The sequence below is a fragment of the Pseudomonas koreensis genome, assembly GCF_024169245.1.
Lineage (GTDB): Bacteria > Pseudomonadota > Gammaproteobacteria > Pseudomonadales > Pseudomonadaceae > Aquipseudomonas > Aquipseudomonas koreensis_F.
This window is the reverse complement of the sequence record NZ_JALJWP010000001.1, coordinates 3204272-3227924: the sequence shown is the minus strand read 5'-3', so window position 1 is coordinate 3227924 and position 23653 is coordinate 3204272. Positions and strand designations below refer to the sequence as shown.

The window sequence follows — 23653 nt, the reverse complement described above, 5'->3', positions numbered from 1 at the left end:
CCACACTCAATATCGATGTTTGCCTTGTTGAATTTCGGCGAGTATTTCCTCACTGACATGCACATAGGTTTCACTGCCGGGCAGCCAGGCGAAAATCGGGTCATCGCCCGTGAGCCCGGGGTCAAAGCCTTCCTTTTTCAGGCGAGTCTTCTGGTATTTGAAGGTCCCGGTGGTTTCCATTTTCACTTTCACCCGGAGGAACAACGGCACGGCATAGGCCGGCATGCGTTGCCGGGCGAAACTCAGTAGTTCGGCGAAATCCAGCGTGGCCAGGGATTCGGCGGGAGTAATTGCGGCCATTCCCGCACGCCCGTTTGTATTGGGGATTTCCACCCCATAGGCCACGGCTTCAGAGATCAATGGATGCTGCAGCAACAGGTTCTCGACTTCGGTGGTCGACACGTTTTCACCCTTCCAGCGATAGGTATCGCCGAGGCGATCAACGAACTGCGCGTGACCGAAACCGATGTTGCGCAGCAGGTCGCCAGTGTTGAAAAAGCGATCACCCTTGTTGAACACATCGTGAAGAACGACGCGCGCGGTTTTCTGCGGATCGGTGTAACCGTCCAGCGGTGCCTTGTCGTCGATCCGCGCCAGCAGTAAACCCTGCTCGCCCTTGCCGACCTTGCGCATGAAACCATCCTCGCCGCGCAAAGGCTCGCCACTGTCGTGATCGTAGGCGACCAGTTCCCAGGCCATCAGCGAAAAACCGACGGTGTTGTCGAAATTGAGGATATTGCTGAAACCGATGTTGCCGTCGCTCGCGGCGTACAGCTCACAGATGTGCTCGACGGCAAAACGCGTCTTGAACTCGCCCCACGCGCCGGGGCGCAAGCCATTGCCGATCATCTTGCGTACGTCGTGGCGGCTGTCATCGGCGCTGGCCGGTTGCTCGACCAGGTAGCGGCACAACTCGCCGACATAGCCGATAGTGGTCGCGCGATAGCGGCGCACATCATTCCAGAACTGACTGGCGCTGAATTTGCGCCGGATGGCAAAACCCGAAGCGCCGTTGATCGCCGAGCCCCAGCACACGCACAGGCCGGTGGCGTGATACAGCGGCAAGGTGCAGTAGACGACGTCGTCCGGGCGCATATCGAGGGCGATCATGCCGAAGCTTGCCGAGCTGCGCATCCAGCGTCCGTGCTTGAACACTCCAGCCTTGGGCAGGCCGGTGGTGCCAGAGGTGTAGATGTAGAAACACGGATCGTCGAAGAAAATCTCCGCGCTGCTCGGCGGGTTGGCGCTGCTGGCGTCGGCACTGGCGCTGATCAGATTGACGTAACCCTCGGGCGCTATGCCCGGATGGCTGTAAGTGTCTTGATCGGCGACAAACCATGTGCGTGGTGCAGCTATGGAGACTTGATCACGCACGCCGGCATAGATCGCAGTCAACTCTTCGCCGACCACGATAGCCACCGGCGCGACCAGATTGATGCTGTGGACAAGCGTGTCGCGCATCAGCGAGGTGTTGAGCAGCGCACTGACCGCACCGAGCTTGGCCAGCGCGAGAATGGTCACCAGCAATTCCGCACGGTTCTCGATGAATACCGCGACCACATCACCCTTGCCGATACCCTGCTCGCTCAGATGATGCGCGATGCGATTGGCCCACTGGTTGACCTGCGCGTAGGTCAGCGCAACGTCATCCTGCAATAACGCCACGCCATCAGGGTTGCGCAGCGTCGCTTGCTCGAAGGTCCAGCCGAGGCCACACGTTTGGGTCGGATCCGTGACGTTGGCCACTTTCATGCCTTTGACCACGCGCGGGATGGCTTTGGCAATCATCGGCAGTTTGCGGAGCATCATGCCCCAGGTAATCGTGTCGCTTGGTGCGTGACGCATGAAAGCTCCCCGTTCGACCTTGAAGTGCAGATCGCTGTTCTTGTTATCGGGTAATGGCTGCGACCGACGCATTTTGTCGAAGGTCGAGAGGGAAAGTACGTCAGCGCTCGCGAGGCTGTACACGCGGTTTTTGCAATGATTTGTATCCCGTCGCGCTGGATGGGACAGCGTGGATTCTGGTACGAACGTTTGGTTCCGTTGTTCCAGGAAAAATCACGCAAAATGCAGGATGCACGATGGCCATTCATGCAGATTGCACGACACCTGCAAAATGCAACGATTGCAACTAATTGATTTATAAGGTTTTTTATTCGCATCAATACTGGCACAAACGCTGCAACTACCTCCGCATGCTTGCCATTCAAGTACATACGGAGCTGATGACATGAGCCTGATTCAAGAAAAATTTACATCGCTGTTCTCCAACTACGAAGTCAGCACTGCCCCACGTCCTGACGGTGGCATCCTGCTCACTCTGCGTAGCAGCGACGGCAAAGTCTTCAAACGCGCACTCTCGTATCAGCAACTGCACGCCGGTGACCAATTGTCCTGGGCGATCAGCGCGATTCGCCGTGACCTGGCCGAACAGGCCAGCGAGTTGCCGCAAATCGCAATGCTGCAGAGCCAGCAGCGCTTTGCCCTGCCGACGTATCACTCGCTGTAATTTGCTTTAGACAAAAACAGGCCGTGGAGCATGCGCTTCACGGCCTGTTTTTTGTGCGCATGATCTTTGTAGGAGCTGCGGCACGCGGCGATCTTTTGATCTTGATTTCATGCGTAAATCGAAAGATCGCAGCCTCGTTTCACGAGGCAGCTCCTACAGGGATTTGTGCAGTGATCAGAACGCTTCCGGTTCGATTCCGGTAAAGCTGTCCACCGTGACGTGCCCCGGCAACTCCCCGCCTTCACGCGCCAGGCCGCAGGTCTTCATGCCCGCTGACTGCGCAGCATCGAGCTCATCGACGATGTCCGAGAGGAACAGGATTTCATCTGCTTCAACACCCACCGCCTGCTGAATATTGCGATACGACTGCGCCTCACGCTTGGGCCCCGACGTGGTGTCGAAATAGCCGCTGAACAGCGGCGTCAGATCCCCTGCCTCCGAGCAACCGAAGATCAGCTTCTGCGCCTGGATCGAGCCGGACGAGTAAACAAACAGTTGATAACCCGCCGCATGCCAACGTTGGAGCGCTTCAACCGCATCCGGATAAACGTGGCCTTTCAACTGCCCAGCCTGATAACCCTGTTCCCAGACCATGCCTTGCAATGCCTTGAGCGGCGTGGCCTTGCGGTCTTCGGCGATCCAGTTCAAGAGGATTTCAACAACCCGTTCAACATCGGCCTGCGGCTCATTGCTGTCGCGGCGCACGGCGTCGAGCTGTTCGGCAACATCAGTGCGGGAAGCGTGCTGGCGCACGAAATCCGGCAAGTGTCTGGCGGCGTACGGGAACAGCACGTCGAAGACGAAACTCACCGCGCTGGTGGTGCCTTCGATGTCGGTGAGGATGGCTTTGATCGGCACGGTTTCAGTCCTCCAGGCGCGGGAAGCGGCCGGCGATGTCTTCGCCGGTGAAATTGGCAACCCAGCCTTCCGGGTTGTTGAACAGACGGATCGCCACGAAATGTGGATGCTCGCCCATGTCGAACCAGTGTTTGGTGCCGGCCGGAACCGAGATCAGGTCATTCTTTTCGCAGAGCACGGCATAGACGTAATCGTCGATGTGCAGGGTAAACAAGCCACGACCGGCGACGAAAAATCGCACTTCGTCTTCGCCATGGCGGTGTTCTTCGAGGAACTTGGCGCGCAGTTCGGCTTTTTGCGGGTGATCACTGTTGAGGCTGATCACATCGACCGTGATGTAACCGCGCTCGGTCATCAGCTTGTCGATCTGCTCTTTATAAGCGCTGATGACTTCTTCCTGACTGGCGCCGGGCTGGATCTTCGCGGCGGCCTGCCAGCGGTCGAAACGCACGCCCTGCTCGGCCAGCGTCGAAGCGATGTCTTCGAAATGGGTCAGCACCTTGTTGGGAATCTCAGGGCTGGAAACGTGATAAACGGACAGGCTGCTCATGGGCAATTCCTCGGTAGCGGCGGCGCCGTCCGGCTCTTCAAGACCGGTCGGGCGCCGCATGTCATCAGGCAAACGGGCTGTTTCTGGTGAACTCAGCCTTGGCGGTTCATGAAGCTGCGGGTTTTCAACTCGCATTCAAACAGGAATTCAAAGGCCTCGATCTGCCGCAGCGCGTCGCTCATCTGCGCGCCCCAGGTGTACAGGCCATGGCCGCGAATCAGATAACCGACGCAGTCGGGATGGGTGTCCAGCCAAGGCTGCACCTTGGCGGCGAGGCGCGCAATGTCCTGATCATTGTCGAAAATCGGCACGCGCACCCGCGATTCGTGGGTGGAGATGCCGCTGAAAGCTTTTTGCAGTTCGTAGTCTTCAAACTCGATGAAGGCTTCCGGGGTCAGGCGCGACAGCACCGTGGCATTAACCGAATGGGTGTGAAGCACCGCGCCGATCTCCGCGCGCCAGCTGTAGAGCTGGGTATGCAACAACGTTTCGGCGGAAGGTTTCTTGCCCGGCTCCAGGCTGTTGCCGGACAGATCGGTGGCGAGCACGTCATCCACGCTCAACTGGCCTTTGTGCTTGCCCGACACTGTCAGCAACGCTTCGCTAGGCGACAGGCGTGTCGAATAGTTGCTGCTGGTGGCCGGCGACCAGCCACGACCATAAAGAAAGCGCCCGGCATCGACGATTTGTTGGGCGAGCTGTTCACGGCTAAGGCTCATGGCCTGTCCTCTTGCATACGTGTGGCAATGATAACGGCAGCGGCAAGCGCTGCGAGACTGGCAATACTAAAGGTCAATGTCGGGCCGAGGGCATTCCAGCTGTAACCGGAATACAGCGCGCCGAGCGCCCCGCCGGTGCCGGCCAGTGCTGCATACAGCGCCTGGCCCTGCCCTTGCTGACGGGCGCCGAAACTACGTTGCACGAAAGCGATGGCAGCCGCGTGAAAACTGCCGAAAGTCGCTGCATGCAGCACTTGGGCGAACAGCAGCACCCAGAGAAATTCAGCGAACGAACCGAGCATCAGCCAGCGCAACGCCGCCAGCAGGAAACTCGCCAGCAGCACCCGGCGCAGGGAAAACCGCGCCAGAATGCGACTCATGGCCATGAACATCAGCACTTCAGCCACCACCCCGACGGCCCAGAGCATGCCGATGACGCCACGGCTGTAACCGAGCCGTTCAAGATGCAACGTCAGAAAGGTGTAATACGGCCCGTGGCTGACCTGCATCAGCGCAACGCAGGCATAAAATGCCAGCACGCCGGGATGGCGCAGTTGCTTGAGGAAGCCCTCGCCCGTCGGCCGATTGCCTTGCGCCGGTTGCGCATTCGGCACCCACAGGCTACTCAGAACGATACCGGCCATGATCAACACCAGTGCCGCCGGGTAGATGTCCAGGCTCAGCCATTCGAACAGCCGCCCCAAGGCCACCACGGTGATGATGAAGCCGATCGAGCCCCACAGGCGAATCTGACTGTAGCGCGAGGTCTGACCCTGCAGATGCGCGAGGGTGATGACTTCGAACTGCGGCAGCACCGCGTGCCAGAAAAACGCATGCAGGGCCATGACCATCGCCAGCCAGGCATAGGTCTGGCTGACGAAGATCAGCGAAAAGGTCAGCAACGTGCAGACCGCGCCAAAGCGCACGATGGCCAGACGCCTGCCGGTGTAATCGCCGAGCCAGCCCCAGATGTTCGGCGCCACGCAGCGCATCAGCATCGGAATCGCCACTAGCTCGCCGATGCGTGCGGCGCTGAAGCCGAGGTGATCGAAGTACAGCGCCAGAAACGGCGCCGTCGAACCGAGCAAGGCGAAATAGAACAGATAGAAACTGGACAGCCGCCAGTAAGGGAGCGCCGCCACGCCGGTTATGCCGCGACGGCTTTGAGCGCAGCCATCAGAGCTGGCCCAGCACCGGCGTGCTCACGTGCACATCGGCGTTCTGCCCGCGGTGGCGCAACAGGTGATCCATCAGCACGATGGCCATCATCGCCTCGGCGATCGGTGTCGCGCGGATGCCGACGCATGGATCGTGGCGGCCCTTGGTGATCACGTCGACCGGGTTGCCGTTCACGTCGATCGAGCGCCCCGGCGTGGTGATGCTCGAGGTCGGTTTCAACGCCAGATGCGCAACGATCGGCTGACCGGACGAGATACCGCCGAGGATGCCGCCAGCGTTGTTGCTGAGGAAACCCTCCGGCGTCAGTTCATCGCGGTGTTCGGTGCCGCGCTGGGCGACACAGGCAAAACCGGCGCCAATCTCCACGCCCTTGACCGCGTTGATGCTCATCAGCGCGTGGGCCAGTTCGGCGTCGAGGCGATCGAAAATCGGCTCGCCAAGGCCCGGCATTACTCCTTCGGCGACGACGGTGATCTTCGCTCCGACCGAGTCCTGATCGCGGCGCAACTGGTCCATATAGGCTTCCAGCTCCGGCACCTTGTCTGGATCGGGACTGAAGAAGGCGTTCTCCTCTACCGAGTCCCAGGTCTTGAACGGAATCTCGATCGGACCCAGCTGGCTCATGTAACCGCGAATGACGATGCCCTGACTGGCCAGATACTTCTTGGCGATCGCCCCGGCCGCCACGCGCATCGCGGTTTCCCGCGCCGAACTGCGGCCGCCGCCGCGATAATCGCGTTCGCCGTATTTGTGGTGGTAGGTGTAGTCGGCGTGGGCCGGGCGGAACAGGTCCTTGATCGCCGAGTAGTCCTTGGACTTCTGGTCAGTGTTGCGAATCAGCAGGCCGATCGCGCAACCGGTGGTGCGGCCCTCGAACACGCCGGAGAGGATTTCGACTTCATCGGCTTCCTGACGTTGGGTGGTGTGGCGGCTGGTGCCCGGCTTGCGGCGATCGAGGTCGCGCTGCAGATCTTCCAGGGAAATCTCCAGGCCCGGCGGGCAGCCGTCGACAATGGCGACCAACGCCGGACCATGGCTTTCGCCAGCGGTGGTGACAGTGAACAACTTGCCGTAGGTATTGCCGGACATGCAGGACGCTCCGTGAAATCAAACCCGAATTCTTGATGCGCGCCAGTATACGCAGGCTAACCGAGTAGTTCATCCTCGAACCTTAGTGGTGCTGGCGAGTCCAACCGGCACCTTGACCAATGATGGCGTGATGATGCTGCGAGTTCTGATCTTGAGTCTTACCCTCTTCACCGGCTTTGCCCAAGCGACAGTCCTACAACGCCCGGTCACTCTCGACACCGGCAGCGGCGAACTTTTCGGTTCGTTGTTGCTGCCCAAGTCCGACAGCCCGGTGCCGATTGTTCTGATCATTTCTGGCTCGGGTCCTACAGATCGCGACGGAAACAACCCGGACGGCGGACGCAATGACAGCCTCAAGCGTCTGGCCTGGGTGCTGGCCAAACACAACATCGCCAGCGTGCGCTACGACAAGCGCGGTGTTGCGGCGAGCCTGGCGGCCGCTCCCGATGAACGTAATCTGTCAGTTGAAGGCTATGCCGCGGACGCGGTGGCGTGGGGGCAGAAGCTCAAGGCCGATCCGCGCTTCGGCAAACTGATTCTGCTCGGCCACAGCGAAGGCGCACTGATTGCCAGCCTCGCCGCGCCGAAACTGGACGCAGCGGCGGTGATCTCGCTGTCCGGCAGCGCGCGGCCGGTCGATCAGGTGATCCGCGAGCAACTGGCGCGAAGCCTGCCGCCGCCGCTGATGCTGCGCAGCAACGAACTGCTCGACAGCCTCAAGTCCGGGCACACCGATGACAATGTGCCGCAACCGTTGCAGGTAATCTTCCGCCCGAGCGTGCAGCCGTACCTGATTTCGCTGTTCCGCCAGGATCCGGCACAAGCCTTTGCACAACTGAAAATGCCGGCGCTGATCGTCCAGGGCAGCAACGACATTCAGGTCGGCACCGAAGACGCGAAGCTGCTCAAGGCGGCGAAACCGGACGCTCGATTGGCGGTGATCGAAGGCATGAACCACGTGCTGCGCATCGTGCACAACGATATGAAGCGGCAATTGGCGTCCTACAAGGACCCGAATTTGCCACTGGCCGCCGAACTGGGCGCCGCCGTCATCGAATTTATTGACGGAATTCGCGCGAGTTAACTGCTGTTTGCCCTCCAGTCCGGCAGAAAACGGCCGATAAGCCTTTGTCGCCAGCGCAACGTCTGGCGGCAAGCAGGGCTTGGACAGGATCTCGCCGTTATGACTGACACCCAGACTTCACCCGACACTACCGCCGAAAAAGACGCTCCGCCAGCGGTCGAGCTGCCGTGGGCGGACGTGCAGGCCGAGCACCACAAGATGCTCCGACTCGCGCCGCTGCAGACCGATCGCAATACCGGTGGCCGGCCGTTGCGCTTCGTCGAATTCGGTTACGCCGAGCGCAACAGCAAAGAGCGCAGCCTGATGCGCATGGCGATCAAGCTGCCGAACCAGCGCGTGCGCAAAGAGCAGAATCATCTTGATGTGTGGGTCGACCACGCGACCAAACGGGTGAGCTTCGGTCCCGACAGCGGCTTGCAGATCGAACCGCTGAACCGCGGCATTGGCCGTTTCATGGCCGCGCAAGGCATCAACTGGGCGAAAAAGCGCTGGCCCGGTTACACCGTCGACGGCATGGACCTGAACAACAAGGACGCGCTCAACGAAGACACTCGTTTGCGTCGTGATCATTTTCTGCGCGTGCACGGCTTCGACGTGGCCTATGCCGACGCCCAGCATTTGAAAGGCAGCATCAAGGCTGTGCAGGTCGGTGACTTGCTTGGTGACTGGAACAGCGAAAAACTGCAGATCGTCGAGATCCTTGAAGCCGCGCAGATGCTGCAGCAGGCCGAGCAGAATCTGGCCGAACAGGAAGTGAAGCTAAAGAAGCAGGAAGAGAAAGTCAGCAAGTTCAAACGTGAAGACGCCGGGTTGCGTTTTACGATTACCTGTCTGGTGGCGTTTGCGGTGTTTCAGGCGGGGTTGTTGATCTGGATTGCTACCCACCGCTGACGGCTTGAGCGCGTACTGATCGTTCCCATGCTCTGCGTGGGAATGCAGCCCGGGACGCTCCGCGTCCCAAAAGCGGACGCAGAGCGTCCATTGATGCATTCCCACGCGGAGCGTGGGAACGATCTGTCACAACCTTAGACGCGAGCTGCGAAAAGCGCCTGATGCGCGCGGCACTGCTCCGCTGTCAGCATGAATACGCCATGCCCGCCGCGCTGGAATTCCAGCCAGGCAAAATCGACTTCCGGGTACAACGCTTCGACGTGGACCTGGCTGTTGCCCACTTCGACAATCAACAAGCCCTTCTCGGTCAGATGATCCGCCGCTTCGGCGAGCATGCGCCGGACCAGATTCAGACCATCGTCACCGCAGGCCAGGCCAAGCTCCGGCTCGTGCTGATATTCGTCCGGCATGTCGGCGAAATCTTCCGCGTCGACGTAGGGCGGGTTCGACACGATCAGATCGAAGCGCTGCCCCGGCAGGCCATCGAAGCCATCGCCCTGCACCGTGTAGACGCGCTCATCGACGCCATGGCGCTCGATGTTCTGGTTGGCCACTTCCAGCGCCTCGAACGACAGGTCCGCGAGCACCACTTCGGCGTTCTGGAATTCGTAGGCGCAGGCGATGCCGATGCAGCCGGAGCCGGTGCACAGATCGAGAATCCGCGCCGGTTCGTTGCCGATCCACGGCGCAAAGCGGTTTTCGATCAGCTCACCGATCGGCGAACGCGGGATCAGCACGCGCTGGTCGACGATGAACGACATGCCGCAGAACCACGCCTCGCCGAGCAGATAGGCGGTGGGAACGCGCTCTTCGATGCGGCGCTTGAGCAGCCGTTGCAAATTGACCAGTTCATCGTCTTCCAGCGCGCAATCGAGGTAGCTGTCGGCGATTTCCCACGGCAGGTGCAAAGCGCCCAGTACCAACTGGCGCGCCTCGTCCCAGGCGTTGTCGGTGCCATGACCGAAGAACAGATCCTCCCCATGGAAGCGGCTGACGGCCCAGCGGATGTGGTCGCGCAGGGTACGAAGTCGGGAAGTGATCACGGCGTAGAACTCCAGAAAAAACGACTGGCGATTCTAGCAGCCAAAACGCGCGACGACGATGCAGGAAAAACAGCGCCGCAACGGTAGGAGTTTTCTTTTTTTTGCATCAGGCATTGAACGGAACGTGTAACTTGACAAGGCTGCAGGCCAAGAACGACGGCGCCTACGATGGTAGCGATTCACAGAACCGCTCAGCCAGAGGACAATGTCGCAAAAGCCCCACCCCGAGGAGCCCCAGAATGTCCGTTCCAAAAACGATGTTTCAACTCAGCGGCCGCGGTTACGCAGCGGCCACACTGAGCCATGCCACCGTGGTCATCATCGATGCCCAGAAGGAATACCTCAGTGGCCCGCTCGCCCTGAGCGGCATGGACGCGGCCGTCGCGAACATCAAACAAGTGGTTGCCGCAGCCCGTGCCGCCGGTCGGCCGATCGTGCACGTGCGTCATCTCGGCACCGTCGGCGGCCTGTTCGACCCACAGGGCGAACGCGGCGAATTCATCCCCGGCCTGGAACCGCATGGCGATGAAACCATCATCGGTAAACTGCTGCCGAGTGCGTTCCATGGCACTGAACTGCTCGAGCGGCTGCAGAACCTCGGCTCGCTGGACCTGATCGTCTGCGGTTTCATGAGCCATTCCAGCGTCAGCACCACGGTGCGCGCGGCGAAAAATCTGGGTTTCCGTTGCACCCTGGTCGAAGATGCCTGCGCGACCCGCGATCTGCCGTTCAAGGGCGGCGTGCTCAGTGCTGAACGCGTACAGGAAGCGGAAATGGCGATCATGGCCGACAACTTTGCCACGCTGGCCAAGACTCAAGACCTGATCTGATCCCGCCCTTGTGAGCGGGGCATTGGCGCCGCTCATCCGCTATATCCGCTGATTTGCCGCAAATGCCATAGCCTCAGGAACAACCCGGTCAACTCCCGGTCGAAGGGCCGATACCATTGAGGAAGGTCGGAATGAAGTTATCCGATGGATTTGACGCACGCCGTTTGCGGCCCAAAGGCCAAAGCAACTGGCGTTTTCGATTTGGCGCGGCGATCTCGGCCATTCTGGCGACGTTCGGCGTGCTGCTGGCGATGGCCGGCGCCGCCAGCCTGCTCGGGCGCCCACCGGCGCTGGGTGACCTGAACGCATCACCGCTGGGCTCGGCAATCATGCTGGCGGTCGGTCTGCTGTTCCTGTACTTCGGCGTTGCCCTGTGGCGCCGCTGCCGCCGTCGCGCACGGCAATCGCGGGAACTGAACATGTCCCCGCATCTGATGAAAAAACACGACTGACCGACGGCCTGGCTTTTTGCCGGGCCGTTTTGTGTCGACTTGGGTAAACTGGCCGCCCTTCGCGGAGGCTGACATGCAAGACGACGATTTTTCTCTGTTCAAAAGTGCCATCCAAGGCGTCAAGCCGATCAAGCACGACCGCGCCGACACCGGCAAACCCAAGGCTGACCGCGCGCAGATCGCCAAGCTGCGTCAATCCGCCACCGTGCGCAGCGACACCACTATCATCGACGGCTTGTCCGACCAGTTCGTGATCGACGTCGGCCCGGAAGACGAGCTGATGTGGTCCCGCGATGGCGTGCAGGAAAGCCAGATGCGCAAGCTCAAGGTCGGGCAGATCCCGTTCGAAGGCAGCCTCGACCTGCACGGCATGAGCGTGGAAAAAGCCCGCGAGACGCTTTGGGCCTTTCTCGCCGAAGCGACCCGATTCGAAATCCGCTGCGTCCGCGTGACTCACGGCAAGGCGGTGCGCCTGGATGGCAAGCGCCCGATGATCAAAAGTCACGTCAACACCTGGCTGCGCCAGCATGCGCAAGTGCTCGGTTTCTGCTCCTGCCAGGCCCGCCACGGCGGCGCCGGCGCGGTTTATGTGATGCTGAAACGCACGATGATGGAAGGTCGCGACGAATAAGGCCGCCACACCTGATTGCAGAGCGTGTGCGCCACGGGGCAAGAGTTGTAAAAAAGAATTTCAATGATCGGGCGTGGTCAATCGCGTACACCCATCATGGATTTACCGTTATGACATTCTCCAAATTTTGCCAAGGGCTATCGAACTGGGCAGGAAGCTCCAAGACTTTTCTGACCGCCATTTTGCTTATCGTTGCCTGGGCTTCGACCGGACCGTATTTTCACTACAACGACACGTGGCAGCTGATCATAAATACTTCGACCACGATCATTACCTTCCTGATGGTGTTCCTGATCCAGAACACTCAGAACCGGGACAACGACATCCTTCACCTCAAACTCGATGAGCTGATCCGAGCCTCCAAGGATGCGCAGAATGCCACTTTGTCGCTCGACAAACTGGGGGCCAGGGAGCTGCGAGAATTGCGCAAGCGTTACAGAGAAATGGGTGAAGGCGATGAAGTCTCGGTAGAGGTGGATGTCAGCGCGGTGATGACAGTCAATGACAAACCTTCGTCGGCCAACCCGGATACACCCGCAGTGTGACTTGCAGGCTGCCTGACCGAATTGGGCATTCACGCCCGCCGGCAATACAACTGCCGACACACATACGCTACCATGTGCCTCATGGCGGGTATGAAAGCCTGCGTTTATTGCCACTCAGCTCGGTCATAGCGCTCAGATGTTGCTATCGACATACGCCCGATGGATAAACTCCAGCACTGACTGGGGCGAACTCGGAAAGCTCGAAAACTGCTTGATTGGTACAAAATGGGTACAGGCAGAAACAGTACCCCTCTGAAACCCTTATGGAATCAGCCCCTGTGACACTGGAACAGAACTACACCGCGATTCTCGGCCAATTGGGCGAGGACGTGTCCCGCGAGGGCCTGCTCGATACGCCAAAGCGTGCCGCCAAAGCCATGCAGTACCTCTGCCGCGGTTATGCGCAGACGCTCGAAGAGGTCACCAACGGTGCCCTGTTCAGCTCCGACAACAGCGAAATGGTGCTGGTCAAGGACATCGAGCTGTATTCGTTGTGCGAACACCACTTGCTGCCGTTCATCGGCAAGGCGCACGTCGCGTATATCCCGAGCGGCAAAGTACTGGGCCTGTCGAAGGTCGCGCGGATCGTCGACATGTACGCCCGCCGCCTGCAGATCCAGGAAAACCTCAGCCGTCAGATCGCCGATGCGGTGATGCAAGTCACCGGCGCGCTGGGCGTCGCCGTAGTGATCGAGGCCAAGCACATGTGCATGATGATGCGCGGCGTCGAAAAGCAGAATTCGTCGATGATCACCTCGGTGATGCTGGGTGAATTCCGCGAAAACGCGGCAACCCGTAGCGAATTCCTCAGCCTCATCAAGTAATTCGCAACAGAAAAGAGCCGGCGTTGATCGCCGGTTTTTTTTCGCCCGTGAAAAATCGGGTAAGCTGCGCGCCTTTCTTCATTTGTACCGTGAGGCTTTCAACGTGTTCGTCAAAGCGCTTCGTGTCGGCCTCGGCCAACTGGTTATTTTCGCCGATTTCATTACCCGCCCGGGCAAGCAGAAACGCCCCGCCGCTGCTCAGGCTCAAGTCGACGCGGCCGCGAAAGATCTTACGCTGTACCAGTTCCACGCCTGCCCGTTCTGCGTGAAAACCCGCCGCGCCCTGCATCGCTTGAACGTGCCGGTAGCGTTGAAAGACGCGAAGAACAACGCGCAAGATCGCCAGACGTTGCTCGAACAGGGCGGCAAAATCAAAGTGCCTTGCCTGCGTATCGAAGAGAATGGGCAGACCACCTGGATGTATGAATCCAAGGTGATCATTGATTATCTGGATAAGCGGTTTGCTGCTGTCTGACATTTCCGGGGAATGCCGTAAGCGCTATCGCGAGCAAGCTCACTCCTACAGGGGGACGCATTCCAACTGTAGGAGTGAGCCTGCTCGCGATGAGGCGATTACAGGCCCCCATAATCTCAGACCAAAAACCGGTCCTTGTGCCGTTTTATTTAGATTCACGCCGCCCTCTCCAGCTGCGCCCGCCGCACCACCGCCGCCAACCGCCTCACTCCCTCATCCAGCCGCGCCGGATCGATGTGGCTGAAATTCAGGCGCAAATGCCCATGATGCTTGTCCGGTTCGGGAAAAAACGGCTCACCCGGCATGAACGCGACATCATTGGCCAAGGCCTCATTGAGCAAAGTGCGCGTATCCAGCGGTTGCTTCAGCGTCAGCCAGAAAAACAACCCGCCCTGGGGCATGTTCCAGTCGGCCAGATCGGCAAAATGGTTCTCCAGCGCCAACTGAAACGCATCGCGCCGCTGTCGATAGAAATCACGCAATTGGCTTAAATGCTGCTGATACTTCTCTGAGCCGATCCATTGCAACGCTTGCCATTGACCGATGCGATTGGTGTGCAGATCCGCTGATTGCTTGAGTTTGAGCAGGTGCGGAAACAGATCCGGACTGGCAATCAGGTAACCGACACGCAAGCCCGGGAGCAAAGTTTTCGACACGGTACCGGTGTAGATCCAGCTGGCTTTTTTCAGGCGCGCGGCAATCGGCCTGGCAGTGCCGCCATCAAATGTCAGCTCGCGATACGGCTCGTCTTCGATCAGGGTGACGCCGAATTCGTCGAGCAATGCGGCAACCGCAGCACGTTTGGCCTCGCTGTAGCGCACGGCGGATGGATTCTGGAAAGTCGGGATCAGGTAGATAAACGCCGGGCGATGCTGTTCCAGACGACTGCGCAGCTGCGCCAGGTTCGGGCCGTCGGCTTCCTGCGCCACGGTCAGGCAATCGGCGCCGAACAGCTGGAAGATTTGCAGCGCGGCTAGATAAGTCGGCGCCTCCAGCAATATTTCCGTGCCCTTGTCGATGTACAGCTTGGCTGCCAGATCCAGGGTTTGCTGCGAGCCGCTGACCACCAGCACCTGACTCGCCTGGCATTCAAGGCCTAGCGCCCTCGCCTCTGCCGCCAACGCCTCGCGCAAGGCCGGCTCGCCTTCGCTCATGCCGTACTGGCCCAGCGAGATCGGCATCTCGGCCCACTCCACTTTTGGCAACATCGCCTCAGCCGGCAAACCGCCAGCGAACGACATCACTTCCGGCCGCTGGGCCGCCGCAAGGATTTCTCGAATCAAAGAACTTTTCAGGCGTGAGGCACGTTCGGAAAAAGCCATGGAAGTCACCGTAGCGAGGCATGCGAAAAATGAGTCAAACTGGTTGACTGAAACTACGACAGCTTGAGCGAGTACGTCAACATGCTTGACCTTAAAAACCCCACCAGTCAGCAACAGGCCATGGAAGCTTTTTTCTTCGGCTACCAGGCGTTCACGGCCAAGGCTGATGAAATGCTTGAGCGCCGCGGCCTCTCGAGGGTGCATCAGCGGATCGTATTTTTCATCGCGCGCTATCCGAACCTGAGCGTGAAGGAGTTGCTGGCTTTACTCGGCGTGAGCAAACAGGCGTTGAACATGCCGCTGCGCCAGTTGCAGGAGATGCATCTGGTCGACAGCGTCGCTTCGCAGACCGACAAGCGTAAGCGGCTGTTGGAGCTGACTGCGGAAGGTTCCAGGTTCGAACAGGCGCTGCGCCGGGAACAGGTGAAGTTGCTGGAGCGGGTGTTTGCCGATGCTGGCGAAGCGGCGGTGAATGGCTGGCTGGCGGTGAATCTGGCCTTGGGGGGGCAGCCTGGCCAATCTTGACTGAATCAACTGGCGCTTTCGCGAGCAAGCTCGCTCCCACAGGGGAACGCACTTTAAATGTGGGAGCGAGCTTGCTCGCGAAGGCGTCCGAACAGGCGATATATCGCTATCGACGGAATTTTCGAAAACAAAACAAAAAACAATATTTGCTTTATTTGTACACAAAAGCATAATCCACTGCGTGCGAGTTCCTGACTATACGGTCAACAAATTCGCGTATGCCTCAAAGGGCCGCTGCCACCCCTCATGGGTCCGGCCCTGGAAATAACAATAAAACTCTTGAGGAGTACTCGCTGTGGAAAGCCGCAAATCCGAAGCCCCGCCGCTCGAGCTCACGCCGCCATTACGCAATGGCCTGCTGGAGCGTCTGTTCAAACTCAGCTTGCATGGCACCACGGTGAAGACCGAGCTGATTGCCGGTCTGACAACCTTCATCACCATGGCTTACATCATCTTCGTCAACCCGAACATCATGGCCGATGCCGGCATCGATCACGGTGCGGCCTTCGTCGCCACCTGCATCGCCGCCGCGCTGGGCTGCCTGTTGATGGGCCTCTACGCCAACTGGCCGGTCGGCCTCGCGCCGGGCATGGGCCTCAATGCGTTCTTCACCTACACCGTGGTCGGCACCATGGGTTACAACTGGGAAACCGCTCTCGGCGCGGTATTTGTCTCGGGTGTGCTGTTCATGTTCCTGACCTTTTCGCGGATACGCGAATGGCTGCTCAACAGCATTCCGGTCAGCCTGCGCTTTGCGATGGGCGCCGGCGTCGGGTTGTTCCTTGGCCTGATCGGTCTGAAGACTGCCGGTATCGTTGTCGACAGCCCGGCCACGCTGATCAAACTCGGCTCTCTGCGCGAACCCGGTCCGCTGCTCGCAGCGATCTGCTTCCTGATGATCGCGATCCTCAGTTACCACCGCGTGTTCGGTGCAATCCTGATCAGCATCATCACCGTCACCCTGGCCGGTTGGGGTCTGGGCCTGGTGCACTACGAGGGCATCATGTCCGCGCCGCCAAGCCTGGCGCCGACCTGGATGGCGATGAACGTCGCCGGCGTGTTCAACGTCAGCATGATCAGCGTGGTGCTCGCCTTTCTCTTCGTGCACATGTTCGACACCGCCGGCACGCTGATGGGCGTGGCTCAGCGCGCCAACCTCGTCGCCGCTGACGGTCGCATCGAGAACCTTTCCCGAGCCATGAAGGCCGACAGCGCATCCAGCGTATTCGGTGCCGTGGTCGGCGTTCCGCCTGTGACAAGCTACGTGGAAAGCGCCGCTGGCGTGGCCGCTGGTGGTCGGACTGGTCTTACCGCCGTCACCGTGGGTGTGCTATTTATAGCCGCAATGTTCTTCGCACCGCTGGCTGGCATGATTCCCGCTTACGCCACCGCTGGTGCACTGATCTATGTGGCAATGCTGATGATGGGCGGCATGGCCCACATCGAATGGGACGAAGCGACCGACGCCATCCCGGCGATCGTCACGGCGATCATGATGCCGCTGACCTTCTCGGTCGCCGACGGCATCGCGCTGGGCTTCATCACCTATGTGGCGTTGAAGGCCGGCACCGGCAAGTACAAGGAAATCTCCGTGAGCCTGTGGGTGCTCTGCGCGATCTTCATCGCCAAGTTCATCTTCCTGTAAGCGCTGCGCGGTTCAGATTTCAACCAGCCTCACCCTTGCGGGTGGGGCTTTTGTGCATCTCGATAACAACAAAGGAGCAAAGCGATGAGTCTGGAAACCTGGCTGCTGTTCAGCGGTGCTGCACTGGTGGTGATCCTGATCCCGGGACCGCTGTCGTTGCTGATGATCAGCAACAGTCTGAATTACGGTTTACGCCGGTCGTACCCGGCATTCCTCGGTGGGGTGATTGCCTCGATCTGCCTGCTCAGCGCATCGGCACTGGGGCTTGGCGCTCTGTTGCTGGCCTCGGAACAGCTGTTCAGCGCATTGAAAATCGTCGGTGCGCTGTACCTGTTCTATCTCGCCTGGCAGAGCTGGCAGCAATCGCGTCAGCCTGCGGTGGGCGCCGAAGTGCCTCAAGCCGCACCGGTGCCACGCTTTCGCACACTTTTTGGGCGCGCCTTTGTGCTGGGCGCCAGCAATCCGAAAGACATCCTGTTCTTCGCCGCGTTTCTGCCGCAATTTCTCAGTGCACAGCAGCCCTTTCTGCCGCAGTTGCTGATCATGATCGCGACCTGGGTGGTGCTCGATCTGTGCTGCAAACTGGCCTACGGCCTGGGCGCCCATGGTGCCGCGCGATATTTGCGCAGTGGAAAGGGACAGAGCTGGTTCAACCGGATCAGTGCCGGATTGTTTGGTGGTGCTGGCGCTGCATCGTTGCTCAGTAGTCATTAAGCATTACTGCGGTTAACCATCCTGCCTGAACGGAATCACGTCGGGATGGTGCTGTTTTTACAAATTAAACCCGGCGCGCCACCGTGTAATCATTGACATGCAATACACGGCAACAACCACTTCGTGTACAGCGTTCGAAAGAGCGCCGTAAGATCCGCTTCGATTCAAAATACAATCTGCCTGGACAAGGAAGTTCCAATGGCCACTTTGATACGCGAAGCTTCAGTACAAACTGATCCTGCAATAAATCCCAACAACCAGAAAGTTACCGATACGGTCGTCGTCACAGATATGCGCTTCGAGACCAACGAGCGCACATCCTCAACTATCGACCTTCCCGAAACAACACAGACTTCGGGCCAGCTCAAGTTTGCCGACGAAGTATTCGGCCCTTTGCGAATTGGCGACATTTCGATAACCCGAGTGGCGCTGGACAGTTTGGGAGCAACCGTCGACAACCAGCCGTTGAATGGTCGAAACACCTTCAGCCGGGTGCTCAAACGCTCCTTTATCAATGCCCTGCAATTTGATCTCGAGAAAGTCGAACACGCGATTAAAACCGCCACCGGTAAAGACAGTTACCTGTTGCCGACGCTGCTTTTTGAAATGGCCAGTCAGCGCCCGGTGACCGCGCCTGCCCTGTTCAACGCGCGCAGTGCCAATGAGAGCGACCCGGGCTATTACGGCCTCAAGCTGGTGAAACTTGCGAATGCAACGCAGGCACTCGACCTGCAGCATGTGCATCTGCCCAAACACCATCCACGCTGGAAGACATTGACCAAAAGCTACGCAACGCTCGGCTCGAGCGTAGGTATCCAGGGTTTCGGCCTGTTCATGGGCCTGCGGGGAGTAGTCGATGCGATCAAGACCGATAACCGCGAGGAGGTTGCGATAAACAGTACGGGCATCGCTTCGGAACTCGGGTCGATCGCTGTCGATGTTGGCGTCAGCAAGATTGCCACTCAGATGCTCACGGCCGGGCAACATGCCTACCGGGACTTTGCCAGGACACGAATGGCGCTCAGGCTGGGGCGTTCGGGGGGGCTGGTCGGTGGCGCGCTGACGTTGCCCTTCGATATCTACACCGCGGTACGGTCCATGAATGCCGCCGAGAACGCGACGGGCAAGGAAGCGATGGATCACTATGTCAGCGCCGGTCTGAGTATTACCAGCGCGGCCATGACCGTGATCCTCGGCGCGGCGGCGATGGCCGGATTCTCATTCGCCGGCCCGGTCGGGCTGGCTGCCGGTGCGATTCTTGCCATTGGCTCGCAGGTTTATGGCGCGGTGCGCATCGTTGACGACATCGACGACTATATCGAGCTCACCCTCGATGAGCGGTGGCGCACCGGATGGTTTGCGTTCTGTATGAAGGATATCGATCAGGACATCCAGGACCGCTATGCCAAGGCCAAGACCTTGCTGCAGCACTCCGCCCAATTGAAAACGACCGCCAGGCGACTGCTCGATGGCCCTCTCAAGGACAGCACCGAAGCCATCGTCAATGGCCAGTTCGAAGTCCGCCTGAGGCCAACCCGGGTCTGGAAGCGAAACTGGTGGACCAAACAGGATGCCTGGGAATCGATACATGTCCCTGAAACAGTCGGCATTGACGACACCATCGATGCGCGCGAAGGCGTAACAAAAGACACGCCCGGTGCACAATTGGGGATTGCGGCAGACAACAAGAGCGTTCTCTGGCTGCTTTCCGAAGGCCGCGACTCGATCAGGGGGGTCGAAAAAAAACCGAATGTCTTTCATTACAAGTCAGGAAAGAAAGACCTGACCGGGGGTGAGAAAGACGATCAATTCGTGTTCGACAACGCGGCGGACTTTCTCAAACAAGGCACGGACGCCACGGAGTATTCGACACTGCGAGGCGGCGAAGGCAACGACACACTGGTACTCGGCGGCCATTACTCCAATTACCGCACGGATAAAACCGGCTATTACGTCGACTTGCTGGCCGGTACGCTCCAGATCATTTCGAACGACCAGTCTGCCGAACAGGGCAAGAAACATGTCCTGCACAGCCTGATAGACAGCATTGAAAACGTTGAAACCGTCGAACACGCCACAAGCGTCGTGACCGGCACAGCGCAAGCCAACATTATCAAGGGCCGCGGTAGCGACGTAATCGAAGCAGGTGCCGGGGATGACCAGATCTACCTGTCGCACAAGGATGCTCAGGCATCCGGCGAAGCGGGCGCCGATCAGTACTTCATTGCTCACGTGGAGGGGCACTTCTCGATATTCGAAGATGGCAAACAGCCAAGTTACGTCGTACTCAACTGGAAGAAAGAGTTGATTGAATCATGGCAAGTCAAGGGCAACGACTTGATCGTGACGTCCGGATTCGAATTTCATGACATCCCCAAGAACATATTGAGCATTCATGATGTTTACGAACAAAACGCCGATGTTCGAAGCCTGATCCATAAGAACCTGACGTTCATCACCAGCGACGGCTACCAATTCCAACTTGATCTGCCAGAGACAATCACCGAGGAGCACACAGAGGCTTTTTCCGAAATCTTTATCAAACTCGGCCAGCCGCAAAGACCCATCATCGTTTACGCAGATGAATGCTGGATCAGACATCAGCAGGAAGCGAGTTACTACCTGCCGCGCTCCAGCAACATGACCACTTTCTACTCGGTACTTCGTTCTGGAATAGTCAGCAAAATCTATCTGGACTACGACAGTGATGAACTGACAAAAGCCGAGGCGCATTTTTTTGCAGTGAAACCTGAATCCTATCGGCTGACAGCAGGTTGCCATCTCGTTTATCACTTCGGCGAGAAACGTATCAAGTTGAATTATTTCGCCGCCGCCCGTAATGAAGATGGTCACGACAATCTGACTAAAATCATGCGCACCATGGCGGTCCGGCCGTTTTTTCGTTATGTACTGATCTTCAGGGACGGAGTTGCCTTGAATGCCGGCCTCACGGATGAAACCGCTGCCCTCCCGGGCTTTTCCGATTACTCCGTGCCAAGGGAATGGATCACTCCGATGACCCTGCCCCTCGCCGTTCGCTCTCGGCGTTACAGTTATGCGTTGCCGGAAAACCAGGCCTACGAAATGGGCAATCGACCTTGCTGTGCCACCCTCACTGCCCTGACCGTGCAAACCGGCATGGAAAGCCTCATAGGTGAAGGCTCGACGTATCTGATTCATCTCGCTGCCGACACGACCATCAAACTCTCGACACCGGGCGCACTCGCCGAGGCCAGCGTGCGGCTCGCGCATTCATCCACGTGGGAACTCGACGCGACGCAACTCGGCACGGTCGATATCAGACTCGCCGACAATCGTTTATCCATCGGCACCTGCACTGTTCATCTACCGGTGTATGAAAGCGAGGACTTGATCGATCAGATCCGCGTCATCACTGCGAACGGAATCGTGCATACGGTCGATCTGGTGTTTGACCAGGTCTATGCGGACGGCCTGGATGCACGTTTTTTTGAAGCACCCGATGCTACGAAACCGATCCCTGCAGCACTCGCTTCAATGGCCAATGATGTGGTCAAGGTCAGGAACGCTGAGTGGATTGTCGATGAGACAGCTGCGCTGAGTTACAACTTCGCCGCCTACGGTTGGGTGCTGCGTGCCGACAACTCACGCATTGAAGCCTCCGAGCTGCGAATGACGAATCGCTGCAGTCACCAATCCGGCATCTTCTTGCCTATGCCGCAGATCACGCCGTCCGCGTAACGTCGAGAAATTTATACCGATCCCTCTTGCGAAGGTTGCGTTCAGCCAAGCGCCTGCACGCGCCTGCGTTTTCACTTTATGAGTATTTCAGAATGGCCAAACCACCCAAAAAAGTGTCTGTCACGACAAAAGCCGACATGCACGACACCTCAGGTCCAGGTTCACCAACGCGCAGCATCAGCGTCGGGCTGCACATGCCCGACGCCCTGTTGCGGGGTATTGAGCCGACGCCACTCAGCCGTGGCCCGGATATCCCGGCAGCGGGCGATAGCACGCCCGCAGTGAGCATTCACGAGATGCCGCCAGCAGTGGAGAATTTCAGCGCGACTCGCAGCGCGACCGCTTGGCCGCAAGAGCGATTTCACGAGCTGGTTCCCGCGCCGGACAACGACGGACTGTTCACCGGTCCGGATCAGCGAACGTACGCACAAGTCGCTGGCGAAGGACAGTTTTTGGTCGAACAGGATCAGCGCGGCAACTACCATTTGCCGCTGACCTTTGCACCCGGAGTCCACGGCCTTGCTCTGGTTCGCAACGAAGGACAGCCGAGCTGGCGCATCCAGCGCCCTGACAGGCAACCGATCCGGCTCGCTTCGACTGACTCTACCCGTCCCACCTACCTGAAACCAGAGGATGCCAACAGGCTGACGAAACCCGAGCTGGCGACTGATGGCATTCGCTACAACAAGTTCAAGCAGACCTTTGTCACCACGGTAGAGGGCACCGTGATGGTGCGCAAAAACAAGGCCGGCGAATATCAGCAGGCATTTGCGTCGAGCCAGGAGGCGCCTGACATTTTTTTTGAGCAGATCGAAGGAACTGTGTTCTGGCGACAAAAAACCTCAAACACAAAGCCCAACGAAACCCCTTCATCCAGCCAGGAACCAGTCGGCCAGGCCGACGAGCCGATCGCCGGCCCGAGCAAACGGCCACGGCTGGAACCGGCCGTCTCGGCAACGGCAACCGTTCACCATCAGCAGACCCCGTACTTCTGGTTGTCATGGGGCCACTTGAACAAGCCTGCAGGGATCGAGTCGGTGCAGCTTGGCTGGTTGCATTATTCCATCGTGCCGGTGGGCTCAAACCCCGCGCCCAAAGTGTATTTCCTGCGTCACCCGGAGTTTGTGCCGACACACTTTGAAGCCTTCGAAAACATGCTGCTCAACGCTCCCGGGCTGCAGCCGGTGGCAACATTCCGACTTGGCAGCGATCCTGGCGAAATACATCCGGGGAAACGTTTTTTTGAAGAGCCGATAACCCAGTCTGTTGCTCGCGCTTTCCCGGATTTTTCTGCTGCCACTGCACGTGCTGTCGCCAGACGGTTGTTTGAGCTGGCGGATCATTCGCCGACCATTACCGGCACCGGGTTGGTGAATATCCAGGCCACGCTGCATCAGTGGCAGCAAAGACCACTCTCCACGGCGTCGGCACTGGCCGATCCAATAAGCATGCTGGCCGTGGCGCCCGACATCGACCTCGGCGGTAAAAGGCTGATCCCGATGCCTTCCCAGGGAGACGGCGAGTTGCAACGACTGACCTTCGATCCGCAGCGTTTTCCCTTTGCCTGGAACCACTACAAAACCTATCCCTCAGACCTCAACCTGAGGCGCCTGCTCGGCTCCTTGCTGGTAACCAGCGGCTACGAGATTTTCCCGCTGACGTATGAACATCGCATGCCAACACTGGTGTTCAAAAGAGCCCGTCAGGAGCAGATTTTCTTTCTCAAACTGGGGACGATCGATCAGGCGGGCCTGACTCATGTGCCCGGTAATGAACTGACTGAGCCGAGCACACCCGCCCGGATCGGTCAGGTTGCTTTCAAAGCGCTGACCGAGGCGGCTGCACAAAACAAAGTGGTGTGGCTGATCGGGGGAGTGTTGCAGGTTGCCGGCAAGCCTGACGCGGTATTCATTATTCGCGAGCGCTGAGCGATGGCCGGATGCTCTGATTGACGGACTTGAGGGCATCTTGAGGCAATAAAAAAGCCCGCAGTGTGAGCGGGCGAAAGACCAAAGAAGCTATATGCGCAGTCGCTTCCCGGTGGGGGC

At 58.8% G+C, this 23653-nt stretch carries 22 protein-coding genes and 1 pseudogene; 15 read left to right on the top strand and 8 right to left on the bottom strand.

All coding sequences use genetic code 11. The features are described from left to right. Positions 1-6 precede the first annotated feature (6 nt). On the bottom strand, positions 7-1845 hold the full coding sequence (locus tag J2Y90_RS14535; RefSeq protein WP_253500593.1) for a long-chain-acyl-CoA synthetase: 1839 nt from the start codon (positions 1843-1845) through the stop codon (positions 7-9). A gap of 385 nt (positions 1846-2230) precedes the next feature. On the opposite strand from J2Y90_RS14535, the gene J2Y90_RS14530 reads away from it, so the two are divergent. Beyond that, complete coding sequence (locus tag J2Y90_RS14530; RefSeq protein WP_016773780.1) at positions 2231-2509, top strand: DUF3509 domain-containing protein; 279 nt, start codon at positions 2231-2233, stop codon at positions 2507-2509. Between the two features lie 174 nt (positions 2510-2683). Here J2Y90_RS14530 and mtnC read toward each other — a convergent pair whose 3' ends face one another. From mtnC to aroC, 5 genes are all read right to left on the bottom strand, one after another. Further along, positions 2684-3367, bottom strand: coding sequence for an acireductone synthase (gene mtnC, locus J2Y90_RS14525; protein WP_253500592.1), 684 nt, complete (start codon positions 3365-3367; stop codon positions 2684-2686). A 4-nt stretch (positions 3368-3371) separates the two neighbouring features. Further along, the gene (locus J2Y90_RS14520; protein ID WP_038861971.1) at positions 3372-3917 is read right to left on the bottom strand and encodes a 1,2-dihydroxy-3-keto-5-methylthiopentene dioxygenase; all 546 of its coding nucleotides are present in this window, start codon (positions 3915-3917) and stop codon (positions 3372-3374) included. 92 nt (positions 3918-4009) lie between these two features. Then, positions 4010-4636 carry a methylthioribulose 1-phosphate dehydratase gene (locus tag J2Y90_RS14515; RefSeq protein ID WP_253500591.1) on the bottom strand — a complete coding sequence of 209 codons (627 nt, stop codon included), beginning with the start codon at positions 4634-4636 and terminating at the stop codon, positions 4010-4012. After that, positions 4633-5778 carry an MFS transporter gene (locus J2Y90_RS14510; RefSeq protein WP_253500590.1) on the bottom strand — a complete coding sequence of 382 codons (1146 nt, stop codon included), beginning with the start codon at positions 5776-5778 and terminating at the stop codon, positions 4633-4635. Before J2Y90_RS14510 ends, J2Y90_RS14515 begins: the two co-directional genes overlap by 4 nt. 34 nt (positions 5779-5812) lie before the next feature. After that, complete coding sequence (aroC, locus tag J2Y90_RS14505) at positions 5813-6904, bottom strand: chorismate synthase (protein ID WP_253500589.1); 1092 nt, start codon at positions 6902-6904, stop codon at positions 5813-5815. Between the two features lie 130 nt (positions 6905-7034). Between aroC and J2Y90_RS14500 the strand changes: the two genes are divergently transcribed. Together J2Y90_RS14500 and J2Y90_RS14495 are read left to right on the top strand one after the other, a co-directional pair. Beyond that, positions 7035-7988: an alpha/beta hydrolase gene (locus tag J2Y90_RS14500; protein WP_253500588.1), complete on the top strand. Its 954-nt coding sequence runs from the start codon at positions 7035-7037 to the stop codon at positions 7986-7988. A 99-nt stretch (positions 7989-8087) separates the two neighbouring features. Next, entirely contained in the window at positions 8088-8879 is a 792-nt protein-coding gene (locus J2Y90_RS14495) for a hypothetical protein (protein ID WP_042608495.1), read from the top strand. Positions 8880-9013: 134 nt separating this feature from the next. Here J2Y90_RS14495 and prmB read toward each other — a convergent pair whose 3' ends face one another. Further along, the gene (gene prmB, locus J2Y90_RS14490; protein WP_253500587.1) at positions 9014-9922 is read right to left on the bottom strand and encodes a 50S ribosomal protein L3 N(5)-glutamine methyltransferase; all 909 of its coding nucleotides are present in this window, start codon (positions 9920-9922) and stop codon (positions 9014-9016) included. Between the two features lie 239 nt (positions 9923-10161). Here prmB and J2Y90_RS14485 point away from each other — a divergent pair, with 239 nt between their 5' ends. From J2Y90_RS14485 to J2Y90_RS14455, 7 genes and pseudogenes are all read left to right on the top strand, one after another. Beyond that, complete coding sequence (locus tag J2Y90_RS14485; RefSeq protein ID WP_253500586.1) at positions 10162-10752, top strand: cysteine hydrolase family protein; 591 nt, start codon at positions 10162-10164, stop codon at positions 10750-10752. Between the two features lie 131 nt (positions 10753-10883). Further along, the gene (locus J2Y90_RS14480) at positions 10884-11204 is read left to right on the top strand and encodes a hypothetical protein (RefSeq protein ID WP_016773771.1); all 321 of its coding nucleotides are present in this window, start codon (positions 10884-10886) and stop codon (positions 11202-11204) included. Positions 11205-11277: 73 nt separating this feature from the next. Next, positions 11278-11835: a Smr/MutS family protein gene (locus tag J2Y90_RS14475; protein ID WP_042608498.1), complete on the top strand. Its 558-nt coding sequence runs from the start codon at positions 11278-11280 to the stop codon at positions 11833-11835. Between the two features lie 110 nt (positions 11836-11945). Continuing rightward, positions 11946-12380 carry a low affinity iron permease family protein gene (locus tag J2Y90_RS14470; protein ID WP_253500585.1) on the top strand — a complete coding sequence of 145 codons (435 nt, stop codon included), beginning with the start codon at positions 11946-11948 and terminating at the stop codon, positions 12378-12380. A 12-nt stretch (positions 12381-12392) separates the two neighbouring features. Then, a pseudogene (locus J2Y90_RS14465) lies at positions 12393-12636 on the top strand (site-specific integrase); the annotation flags it as partial. Between the two features lie 22 nt (positions 12637-12658). Beyond that, positions 12659-13204 carry a GTP cyclohydrolase I FolE gene (folE, locus tag J2Y90_RS14460; protein ID WP_064364569.1) on the top strand — a complete coding sequence of 182 codons (546 nt, stop codon included), beginning with the start codon at positions 12659-12661 and terminating at the stop codon, positions 13202-13204. 103 nt (positions 13205-13307) lie between these two features. Next, positions 13308-13679, top strand: a complete 372-nt coding sequence (locus J2Y90_RS14455; protein ID WP_253500584.1) for a glutathione S-transferase N-terminal domain-containing protein — start codon at positions 13308-13310, stop codon at positions 13677-13679. 155 nt (positions 13680-13834) lie between these two features. Here the strand turns inward: J2Y90_RS14455 and J2Y90_RS14450 are convergent, their stop codons facing one another. Then, the gene (locus J2Y90_RS14450) at positions 13835-15001 is read right to left on the bottom strand and encodes a PLP-dependent aminotransferase family protein (RefSeq protein WP_253500583.1); all 1167 of its coding nucleotides are present in this window, start codon (positions 14999-15001) and stop codon (positions 13835-13837) included. Between the two features lie 81 nt (positions 15002-15082). Between J2Y90_RS14450 and J2Y90_RS14445 the strand changes: the two genes are divergently transcribed. The 5 genes from J2Y90_RS14445 to J2Y90_RS14425 all read left to right on the top strand — a co-directional run bounded on the left by J2Y90_RS14445 (position 15083) and on the right by J2Y90_RS14425 (position 23533). Next, complete coding sequence (locus tag J2Y90_RS14445) at positions 15083-15526, top strand: MarR family winged helix-turn-helix transcriptional regulator (protein WP_253500582.1); 444 nt, start codon at positions 15083-15085, stop codon at positions 15524-15526. A 295-nt stretch (positions 15527-15821) separates the two neighbouring features. Continuing rightward, entirely contained in the window at positions 15822-17171 is a 1350-nt protein-coding gene (locus J2Y90_RS14440) for an NCS2 family permease (protein ID WP_024012217.1), read from the top strand. Between the two features lie 84 nt (positions 17172-17255). Continuing rightward, positions 17256-17885 carry a LysE family translocator gene (locus J2Y90_RS14435; RefSeq protein WP_253500581.1) on the top strand — a complete coding sequence of 210 codons (630 nt, stop codon included), beginning with the start codon at positions 17256-17258 and terminating at the stop codon, positions 17883-17885. Between the two features lie 198 nt (positions 17886-18083). Then, positions 18084-21605, top strand: a complete 3522-nt coding sequence (locus J2Y90_RS14430; protein ID WP_253500580.1) for a calcium-binding protein — start codon at positions 18084-18086, stop codon at positions 21603-21605. A 92-nt stretch (positions 21606-21697) separates the two neighbouring features. Continuing rightward, positions 21698-23533, top strand: a complete 1836-nt coding sequence (locus tag J2Y90_RS14425; RefSeq protein WP_253500579.1) for a hypothetical protein — start codon at positions 21698-21700, stop codon at positions 23531-23533. The last annotated feature ends 120 nt before the right edge of the window (positions 23534-23653 follow it).

Bases quoted from the DNA above. Each gene is read 5' to 3' on its own strand.
- J2Y90_RS14515 (WP_253500591.1), bottom strand. From the start codon at position 4,636: ATGAGCCTTAGCCGTGAACAGCTCGCCCAACAAATCGTCGATGCCGGG.
- J2Y90_RS14480 (WP_016773771.1), top strand. From the start codon at position 10,884: ATGAAGTTATCCGATGGATTTGACGCACGCCGTTTGCGGCCCAAAGGC.
- J2Y90_RS14470 (WP_253500585.1), top strand. From the start codon at position 11,946: ATGACATTCTCCAAATTTTGCCAAGGGCTATCGAACTGGGCAGGAAGC.
- aroC (WP_253500589.1), bottom strand. From the start codon at position 6,904: ATGTCCGGCAATACCTACGGCAAGTTGTTCACTGTCACCACCGCTGGC.
- J2Y90_RS14485 (WP_253500586.1), top strand. From the start codon at position 10,162: ATGTCCGTTCCAAAAACGATGTTTCAACTCAGCGGCCGCGGTTACGCA.
- J2Y90_RS14495 (WP_042608495.1), top strand. From the start codon at position 8,088: ATGACTGACACCCAGACTTCACCCGACACTACCGCCGAAAAAGACGCT.
- J2Y90_RS14430 (WP_253500580.1), top strand. From the start codon at position 18,084: ATGGCCACTTTGATACGCGAAGCTTCAGTACAAACTGATCCTGCAATA.
- J2Y90_RS14450 (WP_253500583.1), bottom strand. From the start codon at position 15,001: ATGGCTTTTTCCGAACGTGCCTCACGCCTGAAAAGTTCTTTGATTCGA.
- J2Y90_RS14520 (WP_038861971.1), bottom strand. From the start codon at position 3,917: ATGAGCAGCCTGTCCGTTTATCACGTTTCCAGCCCTGAGATTCCCAAC.
- J2Y90_RS14530 (WP_016773780.1), top strand. From the start codon at position 2,231: ATGAGCCTGATTCAAGAAAAATTTACATCGCTGTTCTCCAACTACGAA.
- J2Y90_RS14425 (WP_253500579.1), top strand. From the start codon at position 21,698: ATGGCCAAACCACCCAAAAAAGTGTCTGTCACGACAAAAGCCGACATG.
- J2Y90_RS14445 (WP_253500582.1), top strand. From the start codon at position 15,083: ATGCTTGACCTTAAAAACCCCACCAGTCAGCAACAGGCCATGGAAGCT.
- J2Y90_RS14435 (WP_253500581.1), top strand. From the start codon at position 17,256: ATGAGTCTGGAAACCTGGCTGCTGTTCAGCGGTGCTGCACTGGTGGTG.
- J2Y90_RS14475 (WP_042608498.1), top strand. From the start codon at position 11,278: ATGCAAGACGACGATTTTTCTCTGTTCAAAAGTGCCATCCAAGGCGTC.
- J2Y90_RS14500 (WP_253500588.1), top strand. From the start codon at position 7,035: ATGATGCTGCGAGTTCTGATCTTGAGTCTTACCCTCTTCACCGGCTTT.
- J2Y90_RS14535 (WP_253500593.1), bottom strand. From the start codon at position 1,845: ATGCGTCACGCACCAAGCGACACGATTACCTGGGGCATGATGCTCCGC.